Source organism: Pseudoxanthomonas sp. (genome assembly GCF_027498035.1).
In the GTDB taxonomy this organism is placed as follows: Bacteria; Pseudomonadota; Gammaproteobacteria; order Xanthomonadales; family Xanthomonadaceae; genus Pseudoxanthomonas_A.
The window spans coordinates 3,807,386-3,823,494 of record NZ_CP114978.1 but is presented as its reverse complement, the minus strand read 5'-3'; the positions used below and the strand labels follow the sequence as shown (position 1 = coordinate 3,823,494).

26 protein-coding genes and 1 pseudogene are annotated in these 16,109 nt (G+C 62.9%); 1 reads left to right on the top strand and 26 read right to left on the bottom strand.

Going from position 1 to position 16,109, the window contains the following annotated elements; translation table 11 throughout:
* Positions 1–109 precede the first annotated feature (109 nt).
* Entirely contained in the window at positions 110–2,236 is a 2,127-nt protein-coding gene (locus tag O8I58_RS16840; protein WP_298318637.1) for a TonB-dependent receptor, read from the top strand.
* A 52-nt stretch (positions 2,237–2,288) separates the two neighbouring features.
* Here the strand turns inward: O8I58_RS16840 and O8I58_RS16835 are convergent, their stop codons facing one another.
* From O8I58_RS16835 to rplD, 26 genes and pseudogenes are all read right to left on the bottom strand, one after another.
* Positions 2,289–2,798 carry a disulfide bond formation protein B gene (locus O8I58_RS16835; RefSeq protein WP_298318635.1) on the bottom strand — a complete coding sequence of 170 codons (510 nt, stop codon included), beginning with the start codon at positions 2,796–2,798 and terminating at the stop codon, positions 2,289–2,291.
* Positions 2,799–2,962: 164 nt separating this feature from the next.
* A complete protein-coding gene (rplQ, locus tag O8I58_RS16830) occupies positions 2,963–3,337 on the bottom strand; it encodes a 50S ribosomal protein L17 (RefSeq protein WP_093135110.1) in 375 nt (124 codons plus the stop codon).
* Positions 3,338–3,531: 194 nt separating this feature from the next.
* The gene (gene rpoA / locus O8I58_RS16825; protein ID WP_298318633.1) at positions 3,532–4,530 is read right to left on the bottom strand and encodes a DNA-directed RNA polymerase subunit alpha; all 999 of its coding nucleotides are present in this window, start codon (positions 4,528–4,530) and stop codon (positions 3,532–3,534) included.
* Between the two features lie 52 nt (positions 4,531–4,582).
* Positions 4,583–5,212 (bottom strand): 30S ribosomal protein S4, encoded by a 630-nt coding sequence (gene rpsD, locus O8I58_RS16820; RefSeq protein WP_298318631.1) that lies wholly within the window; start codon positions 5,210–5,212, stop codon positions 4,583–4,585.
* A 15-nt stretch (positions 5,213–5,227) separates the two neighbouring features.
* A complete protein-coding gene (gene rpsK / locus O8I58_RS16815; protein WP_093135101.1) occupies positions 5,228–5,620 on the bottom strand; it encodes a 30S ribosomal protein S11 in 393 nt (130 codons plus the stop codon).
* Between the two features lie 12 nt (positions 5,621–5,632).
* Positions 5,633–5,989 (bottom strand): 30S ribosomal protein S13, encoded by a 357-nt coding sequence (rpsM, locus tag O8I58_RS16810; RefSeq protein WP_014161361.1) that lies wholly within the window; start codon positions 5,987–5,989, stop codon positions 5,633–5,635.
* Between the two features lie 349 nt (positions 5,990–6,338).
* On the bottom strand, positions 6,339–7,682 hold the full coding sequence (secY, locus tag O8I58_RS16805; RefSeq protein ID WP_298318626.1) for a preprotein translocase subunit SecY: 1,344 nt from the start codon (positions 7,680–7,682) through the stop codon (positions 6,339–6,341).
* 7 nt (positions 7,683–7,689) lie between these two features.
* A complete protein-coding gene (gene rplO / locus O8I58_RS16800) occupies positions 7,690–8,133 on the bottom strand; it encodes a 50S ribosomal protein L15 (RefSeq protein WP_298323124.1) in 444 nt (147 codons plus the stop codon).
* A complete protein-coding gene (gene rpmD / locus O8I58_RS16795; protein WP_298318624.1) occupies positions 8,133–8,324 on the bottom strand; it encodes a 50S ribosomal protein L30 in 192 nt (63 codons plus the stop codon). Before rpmD ends, rplO begins: the two co-directional genes overlap by 1 nt.
* Complete coding sequence (gene rpsE, locus O8I58_RS16790; RefSeq protein ID WP_298318622.1) at positions 8,317–8,853, bottom strand: 30S ribosomal protein S5; 537 nt, start codon at positions 8,851–8,853, stop codon at positions 8,317–8,319. The genes rpmD and rpsE overlap by 8 nt, the downstream gene beginning before the upstream one ends.
* A 153-nt stretch (positions 8,854–9,006) precedes the next feature.
* Positions 9,007–9,363, bottom strand: a complete 357-nt coding sequence (rplR, locus tag O8I58_RS16785; RefSeq protein WP_093135083.1) for a 50S ribosomal protein L18 — start codon at positions 9,361–9,363, stop codon at positions 9,007–9,009.
* 29 nt (positions 9,364–9,392) lie between these two features.
* Positions 9,393–9,920 (bottom strand): 50S ribosomal protein L6, encoded by a 528-nt coding sequence (rplF, locus tag O8I58_RS16780; RefSeq protein WP_298318614.1) that lies wholly within the window; start codon positions 9,918–9,920, stop codon positions 9,393–9,395.
* Positions 9,921–9,938: 18 nt separating this feature from the next.
* Positions 9,939–10,337 (bottom strand): 30S ribosomal protein S8, encoded by a 399-nt coding sequence (gene rpsH / locus O8I58_RS16775; RefSeq protein ID WP_298318611.1) that lies wholly within the window; start codon positions 10,335–10,337, stop codon positions 9,939–9,941.
* Between the two features lie 186 nt (positions 10,338–10,523).
* A complete protein-coding gene (gene rpsN, locus O8I58_RS16770) occupies positions 10,524–10,829 on the bottom strand; it encodes a 30S ribosomal protein S14 (protein ID WP_298318608.1) in 306 nt (101 codons plus the stop codon).
* A gap of 15 nt (positions 10,830–10,844) precedes the next feature.
* Positions 10,845–11,387, bottom strand: coding sequence for a 50S ribosomal protein L5 (gene rplE, locus O8I58_RS16765; protein ID WP_298318605.1), 543 nt, complete (start codon positions 11,385–11,387; stop codon positions 10,845–10,847).
* Positions 11,388–11,398: 11 nt separating this feature from the next.
* Positions 11,399–11,716, bottom strand: coding sequence for a 50S ribosomal protein L24 (gene rplX / locus O8I58_RS16760; RefSeq protein WP_298318602.1), 318 nt, complete (start codon positions 11,714–11,716; stop codon positions 11,399–11,401).
* A 15-nt stretch (positions 11,717–11,731) separates the two neighbouring features.
* Positions 11,732–12,102: pseudogene (gene rplN, locus O8I58_RS16755) on the bottom strand (50S ribosomal protein L14).
* A 14-nt stretch (positions 12,103–12,116) separates the two neighbouring features.
* A complete protein-coding gene (gene rpsQ, locus O8I58_RS16750; RefSeq protein WP_014161373.1) occupies positions 12,117–12,383 on the bottom strand; it encodes a 30S ribosomal protein S17 in 267 nt (88 codons plus the stop codon).
* An 11-nt stretch (positions 12,384–12,394) separates the two neighbouring features.
* Positions 12,395–12,580 carry a 50S ribosomal protein L29 gene (gene rpmC / locus O8I58_RS16745; RefSeq protein ID WP_093135061.1) on the bottom strand — a complete coding sequence of 62 codons (186 nt, stop codon included), beginning with the start codon at positions 12,578–12,580 and terminating at the stop codon, positions 12,395–12,397.
* A complete protein-coding gene (rplP, locus tag O8I58_RS16740; protein WP_014161375.1) occupies positions 12,580–12,993 on the bottom strand; it encodes a 50S ribosomal protein L16 in 414 nt (137 codons plus the stop codon). The genes rpmC and rplP overlap by 1 nt, the downstream gene beginning before the upstream one ends.
* 6 nt (positions 12,994–12,999) lie before the next feature.
* Entirely contained in the window at positions 13,000–13,719 is a 720-nt protein-coding gene (gene rpsC / locus O8I58_RS16735) for a 30S ribosomal protein S3 (protein WP_298318576.1), read from the bottom strand.
* A gap of 4 nt (positions 13,720–13,723) precedes the next feature.
* Positions 13,724–14,065 (bottom strand): 50S ribosomal protein L22, encoded by a 342-nt coding sequence (gene rplV, locus O8I58_RS16730; RefSeq protein WP_298318574.1) that lies wholly within the window; start codon positions 14,063–14,065, stop codon positions 13,724–13,726.
* 10 nt (positions 14,066–14,075) lie between these two features.
* Complete coding sequence (gene rpsS, locus O8I58_RS16725; protein WP_093135052.1) at positions 14,076–14,351, bottom strand: 30S ribosomal protein S19; 276 nt, start codon at positions 14,349–14,351, stop codon at positions 14,076–14,078.
* 6 nt (positions 14,352–14,357) lie between these two features.
* Entirely contained in the window at positions 14,358–15,185 is an 828-nt protein-coding gene (rplB, locus tag O8I58_RS16720; RefSeq protein WP_298318566.1) for a 50S ribosomal protein L2, read from the bottom strand.
* A gap of 11 nt (positions 15,186–15,196) precedes the next feature.
* On the bottom strand, positions 15,197–15,496 hold the full coding sequence (gene rplW, locus O8I58_RS16715) for a 50S ribosomal protein L23 (protein WP_298318563.1): 300 nt from the start codon (positions 15,494–15,496) through the stop codon (positions 15,197–15,199).
* The gene (gene rplD, locus O8I58_RS16710; RefSeq protein ID WP_298318561.1) at positions 15,493–16,098 is read right to left on the bottom strand and encodes a 50S ribosomal protein L4; all 606 of its coding nucleotides are present in this window, start codon (positions 16,096–16,098) and stop codon (positions 15,493–15,495) included. Before rplD ends, rplW begins: the two co-directional genes overlap by 4 nt.
* Positions 16,099–16,109: the final 11 nt, after the last annotated feature.

Genomic DNA, 16,109 nt, shown 5'->3' with positions numbered 1-16,109 from the left:
CCGCGGCAAAGCCGAATCCGGCAGCGTGACTTCTGGCCTAGGCGGCCAGGGGCAACGGAGAGGAACGTTACTCAATAACGAAATCTTTCGCCCCCACGCATTGGACTCCATGAACGCGTTCCGCCCCCTCGCCCTGGCCATCTCCCTGGCACTGGCCACCGCTCCGGCACTGGCCGATACAGCCGACAGCACAACCGATACGCCCACCAACCTGGATGCAGTCAAAGTGACTGCCAAGCTGGACGTGGCACGCAATGCGCTGTCCCCGGACATCGGCAGCAGCCAGTTCACCATCTCCTCGGCCGATATCCAGAAGTTGCCGCTCGGCGCCTCCACGCCCATGAACCAGGTGCTGCTGCAGGCGCCGGGCGTGGTCCAGGACTCCTATGGCGGCGTCCACGTGCGTGGCGATCATGCCAACCTCCAGTACCGCATCAATGGCGTGATCATTCCCGAATCCATCTCCGGCTTCGGCCAGAGCCTGGACGCGCGCACGATCAAGAGCATCCGCCTGCTTGATGGCGCCTTGCCGGCGCAGTTCGGCGACCGCACCGCCGCGGTGGTGGACATCACCACCAAGAATGGCCACGAACTGGGCAACGGCGGCAGCATCGGCCTGACCACGGGCTCGTTCGGCACCTTCAATCCCTCGGCCTCCTGGTGGGGCAGCCAGGGACGCTGGAGCTGGTTCGTCACCGGCGACTACGACCAGAACAAGATTGGCCTGGAGAACCCCACCGGCAGCCGCACGCCGGAGCATGACAAGACCCATCAGGGCAAAGCCTTCGCCGACCTCAGCTACCTGATCAACGACGACACCCGAATCAGCGTGATGGCTGGCTATGCGAACAACCGCTTCCAGGTCCCCGACAATCCTGGCCAGACGCCTGCTTATGACGATCAGGGCACCACCACGTACGACTCGTCGGCATTGGATGAGAACCAGCAGGAAAAGACCCGCTTCGCCACCGTTTCCCTGCAGGGGCTGCTGGGCGATGCGACGTCCTATCAGGTCTCGCTGAGCCAGCGCTACAGCAGCGTGGCCTTCGATCCGGATGTCGAAGGCGACCTGATCTTCGACGGTGTCGCCTCGCAGGTTCAGCGCAGCAATCGCGCCAACGTCCTGCAGGCCGATTTCTCCACGCCACTGGGCGACTCCCACACCCTGCGCTACGGCGTGTATGGCGACTTCGAACACGCGCTGGCCAGCAACAATTCGTGGGTCTTCCCCGCCGACGCCGACGGCAACCAGACCAGCAATGTTCCGGAGCTGATTCCCGACGCCAGCCGCTTCCATACCAGCACCACCGCGATCTATCTGCAGGACGAGTGGAAGATCGGTGACGACTGGGTGGTGAACTACGGCCTGCGTGGAGATCGCTACAAGGCCTTCGGCAGTGAGGAAGGCCAGGTCAGCCCGCGCATCGGCGCCGTCTGGCAGGCGACCGACAGCACCACCGTGCACGCCGGCTATGCGCGCTACTTCACGCCACCAGCCGCGGAGCTGATCTCCACCGGCGACATCGCCCTGTACAACGGCACCACCAACCAGCAGGTTGCCGCCGGCACCAATGCGCCACTCAGCGAGCGCAGCAACTACTACGACCTGGGCGTGTCACAGAACGTCGGCGACCACCTCACCCTCGGCCTGGACGCCTACGACCGCCGCGCGGACCGCCTGCAGGACGAAGGCCAATTCGGCGCCGCGTACATCTATTCGACCTTCAACTATCGCTACGGCCACATCCGCGGCCTGGAGTTTTCGGCTGATTACGATAACGGCCCGATCAGCGCCTACTTCAATGGGGCCTACAGCAAGGCCATGGGCAAGCAGGTCATGACCGGCAGCTACAACTTCGACCCCGCCGCACTGGCCTACGTGGCCGACAACTGGATCCACCTGGACCACGACCAGAAGTTCACTTCATCCGGCGGTGTCAGCTACAGCTTCGTCGGCCATAACCGGCTTGGCGCGAACTACCTGTATGGCAGCGGCCTGCGGACCGACACCGATACGGTGCCGAACGGTGCCGAGCTGCCGTCGTACTTCCAGTTGAACCTGAGCGCGGCACACGACTTCGAAGCCGATACGCACCACCCGCTGCACGTGCAGGTGGCTGCGGTCAACGCACTGGACCGCAGCTACCAGTTGCGCGATGGCGGCGGCATCGGCGTCTTCGCACCGCAGTGGGCACCCAGGCGCGGCGTGTACCTGTCCCTGCAGCAGGACTTCTGACCTGCCTGCATGAACCCAAGGCCGGCAACTCCTTGCCGGCCTTCTCAAACCATCAGCGGCGCTTGCGGTGCCGGAACGCGGCCACCAGCAACCACGCCGTCAGCAGCACGAACCACAGCAGGCTCCACTCCGGCATCGACAGGCCCAGCAGGCGCCAGGTCACCTCGGCGCATTCGCCCGAGCCGGTCAGCACCTGCCGCAGCATCGCCCCCATCGGGAAGGCTTCCATCATGTAAGCCAGGTCCGGACCGCAGGCCGGCACCTGGTCCGGCGGTAGGTGCTGCAGCCACACGTGGCGACCGGCGATCCCCAGACCAATGAATGCCGGGACCAGCGCAAGCACGCCGTACGTCGCCCGGCCACCGCGTCCCTTCGGCGCATGCAGCCCACCAATCAGGAACAACACGCCGAGCAGCGCGAACGCGCCCCGCTGGAACGTGCACAGCGGGCACGGAATCTGGTTCTGGAAATACTGTGTGTACAGCGCGGCGCCAAGCAGCACCACGCACGCCACGAAACCGGAGAGGAACTGCGCACGGAAAGACCAGCGGAAAGGATTCATGGGCACGTACATCTGGAAAGTGCCCGCATTATCGCCATCCCGCCCCTTGCGGGCCAATGACAGGATGGCACGCTGCATCGCATGGCTTCATTTCATCGATGCCCATAAAGCAAAACCCCGGCATCAGCCGGGGTCCGCTTGGATCGATGTCGGCGTGCGACCGATTACTCGGTGGCAGCGTCCGGACGGTCGACCAGTTCCACGTAGGCCATCGGCGCGTTGTCGCCAGCACGGAAACCGCACTTGAGGATGCGCAGGTAGCCACCCGGGCGCGACACATAGCGCGGGCCCAGCGTGGTGAACAGGGTGCCCACGGCTTCCTTGTCGCGCAGACGCGCGAAAGCCAGGCGGCGGTTGGCAACGCCATCGACCTTGGCCAGGGTGATCAGCGGCTCGGCGACGCGACGCAGTTCCTTGGCCTTCGGCAGGGTGGTCTTGATCAGGCCGTGCTTGATCAGCGACGCAGCCATGTTGGAGAACATCGCGGCGCGATGCGAGCTGGTGCGGTTGAACTTACGGCCTGCTTTCTGGTGGCGCATGACGGTATTTCCTAGTGAATGTTGGGTCTATTGGGATTCGCTGTCGCCATCGTGGCGTTGTTGCTTGGACTGCGGTTGGTCCGGGTCCGGTCATCCTGTCCGGACATCGCGCGGGCCTGTGGCCCGTCGTCGAAATACTGCGGTTTACAGCCAGATCCCCGCACCGAGATGCGGGGACCTGTGTCTTGCTTGGATCAGCCCAGCATGCCGTGCTGCGAAACCCCGGCCGGCGGCCAGTTTTCCAGCTTCATGCCCAGGGACAGACCGCGCTGCGCCAGGACTTCCTTGATCTCGGTCAGCGACTTCTTGCCGAGGTTCGGGGTCTTGAGCAGCTCGACTTCGGTCTTCTGGATCAGGTCGCCGATGTAATAAATGCTCTCGGCCTTGAGGCAGTTGGCCGAACGCACGGTCAGTTCCAGATCGTCGATCGGGCGCAGCAGCACCGGATCAACGCCACCGGTCTGCTGCTTCGGCGCGCCGCGGTCGCGGTGCGTGAAGTCGCCGAACACCGACAGCTGGTCGCTCAGGATGTCGGCGGCGGTGCGCACGGCTTCCTCGGCGTCGATCGTGCCGTTGGTCTCGATGTCCAGGACCAGCTTGTCCAGGTCGGTGCGCTGTTCGACGCGAGCGGACTCGACGGCGTAGGCAACGCGACGGACCGGCGAGAACGATGCGTCCAGGACCAGGCGGCCGATGGCGCGGTTTTCTTCGTCCGGACGACGACGGGCAGCCGCCGGCTGGTAGCCGAAGCCGCGCTCGATCTTCAGACGCAGGTTGACCGCGATGTCCTTGGTCAGGTGCGCGATCACGTGGTCGGGATTCAGGATCTCGACGTTGTGGTCGGTCTTGATGTCGCTGGCGGTCACGACGCCCGGGCCCTGCTTGGTCAGACTCAGGGTGGCGTTGTCACCGGTGTGGATGCGGATGGCCACATCCTTGAGGTTCAACAGGACTTCCAGCACGTCTTCCTGCAGACCCTCGATGGTGCTGTATTCGTGCAGCACGCCGTCGATCTCGACCTCGGTGATGGCGAAGCCGGGGATGGACGACAACAGCACGCGACGCAGCGCATTGCCCAGCGTATGACCATAACCACGCTCCAGCGGTTCGATGACCACCTTGGCGCGGTTGTCGGTCAGGCGCTCGATCTGCGGGCCGCGGGGGCGCAGCACTTGCTGAGTGATACCCGTCATGTTTGCTTTGTCTCCTGCAAACACCCCTGCGAGAGCAGGGGTGCGAATGTGATTACTTCGAGTAAAGCTCGACGATCAGCGCTTCGTTGATGTCGGCAGGCAGGTCCGAGCGGACCGGCACGGCCTTGAACACGCCGGCGAACTTCTTCGAATCCACTTCCACCCACGACGGGCTCAGGTCCAGCTGGGCCGAAACGTTCAGGGATTCCTGCACGCGCAGCTGCTTCTGGGCCTTTTCCGACAGCTCGATCGCATCACCGGCCTTGACCTGGTAGGACGGCAGGTTGACGGACTTGCCGTTGACCAGCACGCCACGATGCGACACCAGCTGGCGAGCGGCCGGACGGGTGACCGCGAAACCCATGCGGTAGATCACGTTGTCCAGACGGGTTTCCAGCAGCTGCAGCAGGTTCTCGCCGGTGTTGCCCTTCTTGGTCGAGGCCTTCTTGTAGTAATTGCGGAACTGACGCTCCAACAGGCCGTAGATACGCTTAACCTTCTGCTTTTCACGCAGCTGGTTGGCGTAGTCGGACAGCTTGCCGCGGCGGGCAGTGGCGCCGTGCTGGCCGGGCTTCTGCTCCAGCTTGCACTTGGAGTCCAGCGCACGCGCCGGGCTCTTGAGGGACAGGTCTGCACCTTCGCGACGGGCGAGTTTGCAGGTAGGACCGATGTAACGAGCCATTTCTTATCGCTCCCTTTAGACGCGACGCTTCTTCGGCGGACGGCACCCGTTGTGCGGGATTGGCGTCACGTCGATGATGTTGGTGATCTTGTAGCCGACGTTGTTGAGCGAACGTACGGCCGACTCACGGCCCGGACCCGGACCCTTGATGCGGACTTCCAGCGACTTCAAACCGTAGTCCAGGGCAGCGCGGCCCGCCTTTTCGGCGGCGACCTGTGCTGCGAACGGGGTGGACTTGCGCGAACCGCGGAAGCCCGCACCGCCCGACGTAGCCCACGAGAGCGCATTGCCCTGGCGGTCGGTGATGGTGACGATGGTGTTGTTGAAGGAAGCGTGGACGTGGGCGACGCCATCAGTGATGACGCGCTTGATCTTCTTCTTCGGTGCCTTTGCAGCTGGCTTGGCCATGATGTGCGCCCCTTACTTCTTGATGGCTTTGCGCGGACCCTTGCGGGTGCGGGCATTGGTACGGGTGCGCTGGCCGCGCAGCGGCAGACCGCGGCGATGGCGCAGACCGCGGTAGCAGCCCAGGTCCATCAGGCGCTTGATCGCCATACCGACTTCGCGACGCAGGTCGCCTTCGACGATGTACTTGCCGATTTCGGCGCGCAGGCGCTCGACTTCAGGCTCGGACAGGTCACGGATTTTGGTGGTCACCGTCACGCCTGCAGCTTCGCAGACCTTCTTGGACCGGGTACGGCCAATGCCGTAGATGCTCTGCAGCCCCACCCAGACATGCTTCTGGGCAGGCAGGTTGACACCTGCAATACGCGCCATGACGCGGTTCTCCAAACTGTTTGATGGCCGGAATGACGCCATCCGGAACACGGATTGACGCCAAGTGGCGTAGTGAACTGGAAATGATAGCAAGGTCTCGGGTTACTTGGAAGCCCATGGAACCTTTCGGTTCCACGGACCCGGCATGGGGAGTGTGCCCGTGCTCCGGCGCCGGAAGCGTCCTGACGAAACGCCCCGAAGGACATTCCGCCGCCCCGCGCTACTCTGGCGCAGGGACTGACCGCTTCACACCCGCGCGCGAGACCGCCGCACGAGCCGCCCATTTTGAAAGTCCGGTCGATGACCGGGCTTGGTGGCGGATGGGACCGCCGATGTTTCGACCGTCAGATCAGCCGCGCGACAAGCCGCGCGAACCGCCCTTCAGGTTGGCCTTCTTCAACAGGCTTTCATACTGGTGTGACATCAAGTGCGCCTGGATCTGCGCAATGAAGTCCATGACCACGACGACCACGATCAGCAGCGAGGTGCCACCGAAGTAGAACGACGTACCGAGCTGGGTGCGCATCACTTCTGGCAGCAGACACACGGCCACCAAGTACAGCGCGCCGGCGGCGGTCAAGCGGGTCAGCACAGCGTCCACGTAGTCAGCGGTCGCCTTGCCCGGACGGATGCCCGGGATCAGTGCGCCAGACTTCTTCAGGTTCTCGGCCGTTTCCTGTGAGTTGAACACCAGGGCCGTGTAGAAGAAAGCGAAGCCGATGATCATCGCGGCAAACACGATCATGTGCAGCGGCTCGCCCGGAGCCAACGCCTGCGAGATGCGCTGCAGGGTGACGGCGGCCGGAGACTGCCCTGACCACATTGCCAGGGTCGCCGGGAATGCCAGGATCGACGAGGCAAAGATCGGCGGGATCACGCCTGCCATGTTGAGCTTGAGCGGCAGGAAGGACGTCTGATTCATGTAGGCATTACGACCACCCTGACGACGGGCGTAATTGACCGTGATCCGGCGCTGTCCACGCTCGACGAACACCACGAACCAGGTGAAGGCGAACACCACCAGCGCGACGACGATCAGCGCGATGGGGCTCATCGTGCCATCGTTGACGGCACTGAAAGTGTGGATCACCGCGGCCGGCAGACCAGCAACGATGCCCGAGAAAATGATCAGCGAAACGCCGTTGCCGACGCCACGCTCGGTGACCTGCTCACCCACCCACATTAGGAAGATGGTGCCCGCGGTCAGCGCCACGATGGCGGTGACCACGAAACCCATGCCCGGCATGTAGACGACAGGCGCGCCGCCCGGGGCAGTCTGATGCTGCAGGGCCAGGGCGATACTGCCGCCCTGCACCACCGCCAGCAGGACTGCGCCGATGCGCGAGTACTGGGTGATCTTGCGCCGGCCGGACTCGCCTTCTTTCTGCAGCGCCTTCAGCGCCGGGAAAATGTGCGCGCCCAACTGGATCACAATGGATGCCGAGATGTACGGCATCACATTCAGCGCGAAGATACTGAAGCGATGCAGGGCGCCGCCCGAGAACATGTTGAACATGTCCACGATGCCGCCGCCCTGCTGCTGCATGAGCGCAATCATGGCATCCGGGTTCACACCCGGCACCGGAACGTAACAGCCGATCCGATAAACGATCAGGGCCCCCAGCACGAACAGCAGACGCTGCCGTAGCTCGGTGAATTTGCCCAGACCACCTGCGATGCCTTGTTGCGCCATGCTTCGCTTACTCCTGGATGCTGCCGCCGGCAGCTTCGATCGCCGCCTTGGCACCGGCCGTTGCCGCCACGCCCTTGAGCGTGAAAGCCTTGGTCAGGCCACCCTTCAACACGATCTTGGCGCGCTTGGCGGTGCTGGGCACCAGCTTGGCGGCGCGGAGCGCGGCGAAGTCGATCTCGCCAGCCTGCAGCTTGTCCAATTCATAGGACAGCACTTCAGCGACGTTCTTCTTCAGCTTGGAACGGAAACCGACCTTCGGCAGACGCTTGACCAGCGGCATCTGGCCGCCTTCGAACTTCGCCTTGATCTTGCCCTTACCCGAACGGGCGAAGGAACCCTTGTGGCCGCGGCCGGCAGTCTTGCCCAGGCCCGAACCGATACCGCGACCGACGCGCTTGCGATCGGTACGGGCGCCATCGACGGGCGCGAGAGTGTTGAGACGCATGTTGATTACTCCTCGACGCGGACGAGGTAGTGAACCTTGGCGATCAGACCGCGCACCTGCGGGCTGTCCTTCAGTTCACGCACATCGTTGAGCTTGTTCAGGCCCAGTGCCTTCACCGACAAACGGTGACGGGCCTGGGAACCACGCAGGCCACGCACGAGGCGGACCTTCACAGTCTTGGTGGATTCATTAGCCATGGGTCAACTCCTCCACCGACTTGCCGCGCTTGGCCGCAATGCGGGCCGGCGACTGCATGTCTTCCAGGCCACGCAGGGTCGCGCGAACCAGGTTGATGGGGTTACGCGAACCGACCGCCTTGGCCAGCACGTTCTTCACGCCAACCGCTTCCAGCACGGCACGCATGGCGCCACCGGCGATGACGCCAGTACCTTCCGATGCCGGCTGCATGAACACGCGGGCTGCGCCGTGGCCGGCCTTGACCGGGTGCCACAGGGTGCCGTTGTTGAGGGTCACGCTGAGCATGCCCTTGCGCGCATATTCCATCGACTTCTGGATCGCGACCGGCACTTCGCGCGCCTTGCCGTAACCAAAACCGATCTTGCCATTGCCGTCGCCCACCACCGTCAGTGCGGTGAAGGTGAACTGGCGACCGCCCTTGACCGTCTTGCTGACGCGATTGACCGCGATCAGCTTCTCGATCATGCCGTCATCGACTTTCTCTTCGCGGTTGCGATCGCGCCCGCGCGAGCGTTGTTCTTCTGCCATGTCTATATTCCTGTTGAAAGGGTCTGTACGGCTTGGCCGCTTATAGCTGTGGTCTGGAGCTGTGACGCGTGGCCGAATGCAGAAGAGACGGAACGCCCGGTGCAGCCCGCACCGGCAGGAGTAGCGTGGGGACTGGCCCCACGCCGTTCAAGCTTAGAACTGCAGGCCGCCTTCGCGAGCTGCATCGGCCAGCGCCTTGACGCGGCCGTGGTAACGGTAGCCCGAGCGGTCGAAAGCGACCTTCTCGACACCAGCTGCCTTGGCGCGCTCGGCGATCAGCTTGCCGACCTTGGCGGCGGCATCGCTGTTCTTGCCATTCTTCAGGCCTTCCTTGACGTCGGCCTGCAGGGTGTTCGCCGAAGCGATCACCTTGGAGCCATCGGCGGTGAAGACCTGCGCGTACAGGTGCTGACCAGTACGCAGGACGGTCAGGCGATGCACGCCCAGCACGCGGATGTGCGAACGGGTGGACTTGGCGCGGCGCAGACGGGCGGTATTCTTGATGCTCATGATCTTGATCCTCGGGAAGGAGAAGTGCCTTAGGCCTTCTTGGCTTCCTTGCGAATGATGGTTTCGTCGGAGTACTTCACGCCCTTGCCCTTATAGGGCTCCGGCGGACGGAAACCGCGGATCTTGGCCGCAACTTCACCGACGCGCTGCTTGTCTGCGCCCTGCACCAGGATTTCGGTCTGGGTCGGGGTCACCAGGGTGATGCCTTCCGGCGCCTTGAACAGGACCGGGTGCGAGAAACCCAGCGCCAGGCTGAGGTCCGGGCCCTGCATGGTGGCACGGTAACCCACGCCGACCAGGTCCAGCTTGCGCTGGAAACCTTCCGACACGCCCTGCACCATGTTGGATAGGATTGCGCGGATGGTGCCGGTGATGGCGTCGTCGCCCGGGGTGGCCGGGGTCAGGTTCAACACGCCGTCTTCCAGTGCGATGTTCACACCAGCCGGCTTGGCCAGCGACAGGGTGCCCTTGGGGCCCTTGACGGTCAGCGTGTCGTTCTCGTTCTTGTACTCAACACCCTTGGCCAGGGTGATCGGCTTCTTGGCTACGCGGGACATGGTCGCAAGCTCCTTCGCTTAGGCCACGAAGCACAGGACTTCACCGCCGACGCCCTGCTGGCGCGCCTGCGAATCGGTCATGATGCCCTTGGAGGTGGAGATGATGGCGATGCCCAGGCCGTTGAGGACCTTCGGCAGCTCGTCCTTGCCACGGTAGTGGCGCAGGCCCGAACGCGACACGCGCTTGAGCGTATCGATGACCGGCTTGCCCTCGAAGTACTTGAGGACCACTTCCAGCTCGGCCTTGTTGTTCTCGGTCTTGGTGACGCGCGAGTCGGCGATGTAGCCCTCGGCCTTCAACACGCCAGCGATGGCGACCTTGATGGTGGAGGACGGCATTTTCACCGTCTGCTTGCCAACGGCGGCCGCATTCTTGATGCGGACCAGCATGTCGGCGATGGGATCAGTCATGCTCATGTGCGATTTCCTATGAGTGCACCGATATCCGCTTTCGCGAAGATCTTGGGTTGTGGTGGCAGGCCGCTTGGGCCCCGCCCTTTCCGATGTTCTCTACAACGCGCAAGCCTGGGTGCCGCTGGCAACCAGGCTTGCGTGAGGCGTCAAATCCGGGCCGCGGATTCTACACCATATTACGCTGCAATGTTACCAGCTCGCCTTACGCAGGCCAGGCACGTCGCCGCGCATGGTGGCTTCACGCAGCTTGTTACGGGCCAGACCGAACTTGCTGTACACGGCACGCGGACGGCCAGACAGTTCGCAACGGGTGCGGAAACGGCTCGGCGACGAGTCGCGCGGCAGCTTCTGCAGCTTGGTCGAGGCTTCGATCTTCTCTTCGTAGGACGCGTCCTGGCTGGAGATGATCTTCTTCAGTGCTTCGCGCTTGACCGCGAACTTCTTGGCCAGCTTCGCCCGCTTGATGTCGCGGTTGACCATGGAGGTCTTTGCCATGAGTGTCTCCTCGACTTAGTTGCGGAACGGGAACTTGAACGCTTCGAGCAATGCCTTCGCTTCGGCATCGGTCTTGGCGGTCGTCGTGATGGCGATATCCATGCCGCGGACGGCGTCGACCTGGTCGAAGTCGATTTCCGGGAAGATGATCTGTTCCTTCACGCCCATGTTGTAGTTGCCACGGCCGTCGAACGAGCGGCCCGAGACACCACGGAAGTCGCGCACGCGCGGCAGCGCGATGCTGACCAGGCGGTCCAGGAATTCGTACATCTGGGCGCGGCGCAAGGTGACCTTGCAGCCGATCGGCCAGCCGTCACGGATCTTGAACGAAGCCACCGAGACGCGCGACTTGGTCGTGATCGGCTTCTGGCCGGTGATCTTGGCCAGATCAGCGACGGCGTTTTCCAGGATCTTCTTGTTGGTCGCCGCTTCACCCACACCCATGTTGATGGTGATCTTGGTGATCTTCGGGACTTCCATCGGATTGGCGTAGCCGAACTTTTTGGTCAAGTTCGGAACAACCTCTTCCTTGTAGATTTTTTCGAGACGAGTGGTCATTACCTCATTCCTCAGGCGTCTAGCGCCTCACCGCTGGAGCGGAACACACGCAGTTTGCGTCCATCCTCCAGCACCTTGAAGCCAATGCGTTCGCCCTTGCCGCTGGCGGCGTTGAACGGAGCAACATTGGAGATATGGATCGAGGCTTCGCGCTCGACGACGCCACCAGCAACACCAGCCTGGGGGTTCGGCTTGGTGTGGCGCTTGACGATGTTCACGTTGGACACGACCACGCGGTCGCCTTCCACACGCAGCACGTCGCCCTGCTTGCCCTTGTCCTTGCCGGTGAGAACGACCACCTGGTCGCCTTTCTTGATACGGTTAGCCATCTTGATTTCCTCCGCTCACAGCACTTCGGGTGCGAGCGAGACGATCTTCATGAACTTCTCGGAGCGCAGTTCACGGGTCACCGGTCCGAAGATACGGGTGCCCAGATCGGCTCCTGCTTGTTGTTGAGCAGCACGGCAGCGTTGCCGTCGAAGCGGATCAGCGAACCGTCGGCGCGACGCACACCCTTGCGGGTACGCACCACGACGGCGTCGTAGACTTCGCCCTTCTTGACCTTGCCGCGCGGAATTGCATCTTTCACGGTGACCTTGATGATGTCACCGATGCCGGCGTAACGACGCTTGGAGCCGCCGAGCACCTTGATGCACATCAGTTCCTTGGCGCCGGAGTTGTCGGCCGCGTCGAGATAGCTCTGCATCTGGATCATGATTCAGACTCCTCTTATTCGGCCGCGCGGGCGACGATCTCGACCACGCGCCAGTTCTTGGTCTTGGACAGCGGCGCGATTTCCACGATGCGCACCAGGTCGCCTTCATTGCAGGCGTTGTCGGCATCATGGGCGTGCAGCTTGGTCGAGCGCTTGATGTACTTGCCGTACAGGGCGTGCTTGACCTGACGTTCCACCAGGATGGTGACCGTCTTGTCCATCTTGTTGCTCACGACACGGCCTTCGACCGTGCGCTGCGTTTTCTGTTCGTTATCACTCATGTCGGCTGTCCTTACTTCTTGCTGCCGAGCAGGGTCTTGACGCGAGCGATCTCGCGGCGGACCCGACGGGTTTCGTGGGTCTTCGGCAGCTGACCGGTGGCCTTCTGCATACGCAGGGAGAACTGCTCCTTGCGCAGCTCGCCCAGGTGGGCGTTCAGCTCGTCAGCAGACTTCTCGCGGAGTTCTTTGATAGCCATTAGCGCACCGTCCGGGCAACAAAGGTGGTGGTGACCGAAAGCTTGGCGGCGGCCAGGCGGAACGCCTCGCGTGCCGTTGCCTCATCCACGCCTTCGATTTCATAGATCATGCGGCCCGGCTGGATCTGGGCGACCCAGTACTCCACGTTGCCCTTACCGGAGCCCATGCGGACTTCGATCGGCTTCTTGGTGATGGGCTTGTCGGGGAACACGCGGATCCACATCTTGCCGCCGCGCTTGACGTAGCGGCTGATGGAACGACGTGCTGCCTCGATCTGGCGCGCGGTCAGCTGACCGTGCGCCGTGGCCTTCAGGCCGTACTCGCCGAACGAGACGAGGTTTCCGCTCCAGCTCAGGCCCGAGTTACGGCCCTTGTGCATCTTGCGGTATTTGGTTCGCTTGGGTTGCAACATTGCCGGTTACCTCGCGTCACGATCGCGGGACGGACGCGACGGACGTTCACTGCGCTCGGGGCGCGAATCGTCCTGCTTTTCCTGACCCACCTGGCTGAAGTCGAAGACTTCGCCCTTGTAGACCCACACCTTGATGCCGATGATTCCGTAGGTGGTCTTCGCTTCGGCAAAGCCGTAGTCGATGTCGGCGCGCAGGGTGTGCAGCGGCACACGACCTTCGCGGTACCACTCGGAACGGGCGATCTCGGCACCGTTCAGTCGGCCAGCGACGTTCACCTTGATGCCCAGGGCACCCAGGCGGATCGCGTTGCCGACCGCGCGCTTCATGGCGCGGCGGAACATGATGCGACGCTCAAGCTGCTGGGCGATGGATTCGGCCACCAGCTGCGCGTCCAGCTCCGGCTTGCGCACTTCGGTGACGTTGATGTGCGCCGGGACGCCCATCATCTCGCTCACTTCCTTACGCAGCTTCTCGATGTCCTCGCCACGCTTGCCGATCACCACGCCCGGACGGGCGGTGTGGATCGTCACGCGTGCCGTCTTGGCCGGACGCTCGATCAGGATCTTGCTGATACCGGCCTGGGCAAGCTTCTTGCGCAGCATCTCGCGGACCTTGAGGTCAGCTGCCAGATAGCTGGCGTAGTCGCCCTTGTTGGCGAACCACTTGGAATTCCAATCCTTGGAGATACCAAGGCGGATGCCGATCGGATGTACTTTATGGCCCATAGTCTTATTTGCCCTTGCCTTCGCCGACCACAACAGTGATATGGCTGGTGCGCTTGAGGATGCGCGTGCCGCGACCCTTGGCGCGGGCCATGAAACGCTTCAGCGTCGGGCCTTCGTCGACCATGATGGTCTGGACCTTCAGCTCGTCGACGTCGGCGCCCTGGTTGTTCTCGGCATTGGCGATGGCCGATTCGACCACCTTCTTGATGAGGGCCGCAGCCTTCTTGTCCGAGAACTTCAGCAGGTTGACGGCGCGCTCGGCCGACAATCCACGCACCTGGTCAGCGACCAGGCGGGCCTTCTGCGGGGAGATGCGCGCGGTGCGCAGGATGGCTTTCGCTTCCATTGTCATCTCCTTAGCGCTTGCCGGCCGACTTCTTGTCGCCACCGTGACCCTTGAAGGTCCGGGTGACGGCAAATTCGCCGAGCTTGTGGCCGACCATGTTCTCGTTGACGAGCACCGGAACGTGGTTCTTGCCGTTATGCACGGCGATGGTGAAACCCACCATCTCCGGCAGGATCATTGAACGACGCGACCAGGTCTTGATCGGACGCTTGCTACCGGCCGCAGCCTCCACCTTCTTGACGAGGTGGTGATCGACGAACGGGCCTTTCTTGAGTGAACGTGCCATGGTCGATTAGCCCCTACGATCGCGGACGATGAATTGCTGCGTGCGCTTGTTATGGCGCGTCTTGTAACCCTTGGTCGGAACACCCCACGGGGTGACCGGATGCGGGTTGCCCTGGCCAGCCTTGGCCTCACCACCACCGTGCGGATGGTCGACCGGGTTCATGGCCGCACCGCGAACGGTCGGCTTGACACCGCGCCAGCGCTTGGCGCCAGCCTTGCCGAGCTTCTCGAGGCTGTGCTCGTCGTTGCCGACTTCGCCGACGGTGGCGCAGCACTCGGCCGGCACCTTGCGCATTTCGCCGGAGCGAAGACGCAGCGTGGCGAAGCCCTGCTCACGAGCGACCAGCTGCACCGCTGCACCAGCGGCGCGAGCGATCTGGGCGCCCTTGCCGACCTTCAGCTCGATGCAGTGAACCGTCGTACCAACCGGGATGTTCAGCAGCGGCAAGGTGTTGCCAGCGCGGATCGGGGCGTCACGGCCCGCGATCACCTGGTCGCCAGCCTTCAGGCCCTTCGGCGCGATGATGTAGCGGCGCTCGCCGTCGACATAGCACAGCAGTGCGATGTGGGCGGTGCGGTTGGGATCGTATTCAATGCGCTCGACGCGGGCGGGGATACCGACCTTGTCGCGCTTGAAGTCGATGATGCGGTAATGCTGCTTATGGCCACCACCGATATGACGGGTGGTGATGCGGCCATGGTGGTTGCGACCGCCGCTCTTGCTCTGCTTTTCAAGCAGAGGAGCATGCGGGGCACCCTTATGCAGGTCGGGAGTGACCACGCGCACGGCCGAACGGCGGCCGGGGGAAGTGGGTTTGAATTTCATCAATGGCATGTGGGTCTACCTCAGGCCGTGGCCGACACGTCGATGGCCTGGCCATCGGCCAGACGCACATACGCCTTCTTCCAGTCGCCGCGACGGCCATTGCGGTTACGGAAGGACTTGTTCTTGCCCTTCACGTTGACCACGTTGACAGCCTCGACCTTGACTTCGAACAGCTGCTCAACCGCGGCCTTGATGTCGGCCTTGGTGGAGTCGTTCGAGACTTCGAAGACGTACTGATTGGATACTTCCTGCAGTCGTGCAGTCTTTTCAGACACGCGCGGGGCGCGCAGCACGCTGAAGATTTTTTCGTTGCTGATCATGCCAGCCACTCCTCGATCTTCTTCACCGCGTCAGCGGTGATCACGACAGTGTCGGCGCCGACCAGCGAAGCCGGGTCCAGGCCCTGCACGTCGCGCACTTCGACGTAAGGCAGGTTGCGGGCCGACAGATACAGATGCTCCGAAGCGTCTTCGGTCACGATCAGCGGGCGCTTGCCGACGTTCAGTTCCTTGAGCTTGGAAATCAGGCCCTTGGTATTGGTCGCTTCGACGTCGAACGTGTCGACGATGGTCAGGCGGTCCTGGCGAGCGAGCTCGCTGAGGATGGCCTTCATCGCGGCGCGGTACATCTTGCGGTTGACCTTCTGCTCGAAGCTGCGCGGCTTGGCCGCGAAGGTCACGCCGCCGCCGATGAAGATCGGAGCCGTCAGCGCGCCATGACGCGCACCGCCGCCCTTCTGCTTCTTCGACTTCTTGGTGGTACCGGCAACTTCCGAACGAGTCTTCTGGGCCTTGGTGCCCGAGCGAGCCGCATTGCGGTAAGCCACCACGACCTGATGAACCAGGTCCTGACTGAATTCGCGACCAAACACTTCGTCGGAGACCGACAGTTTGTTGGCGCTGCCGTTAATGGCGAGTTCCATCATCGTTCTCC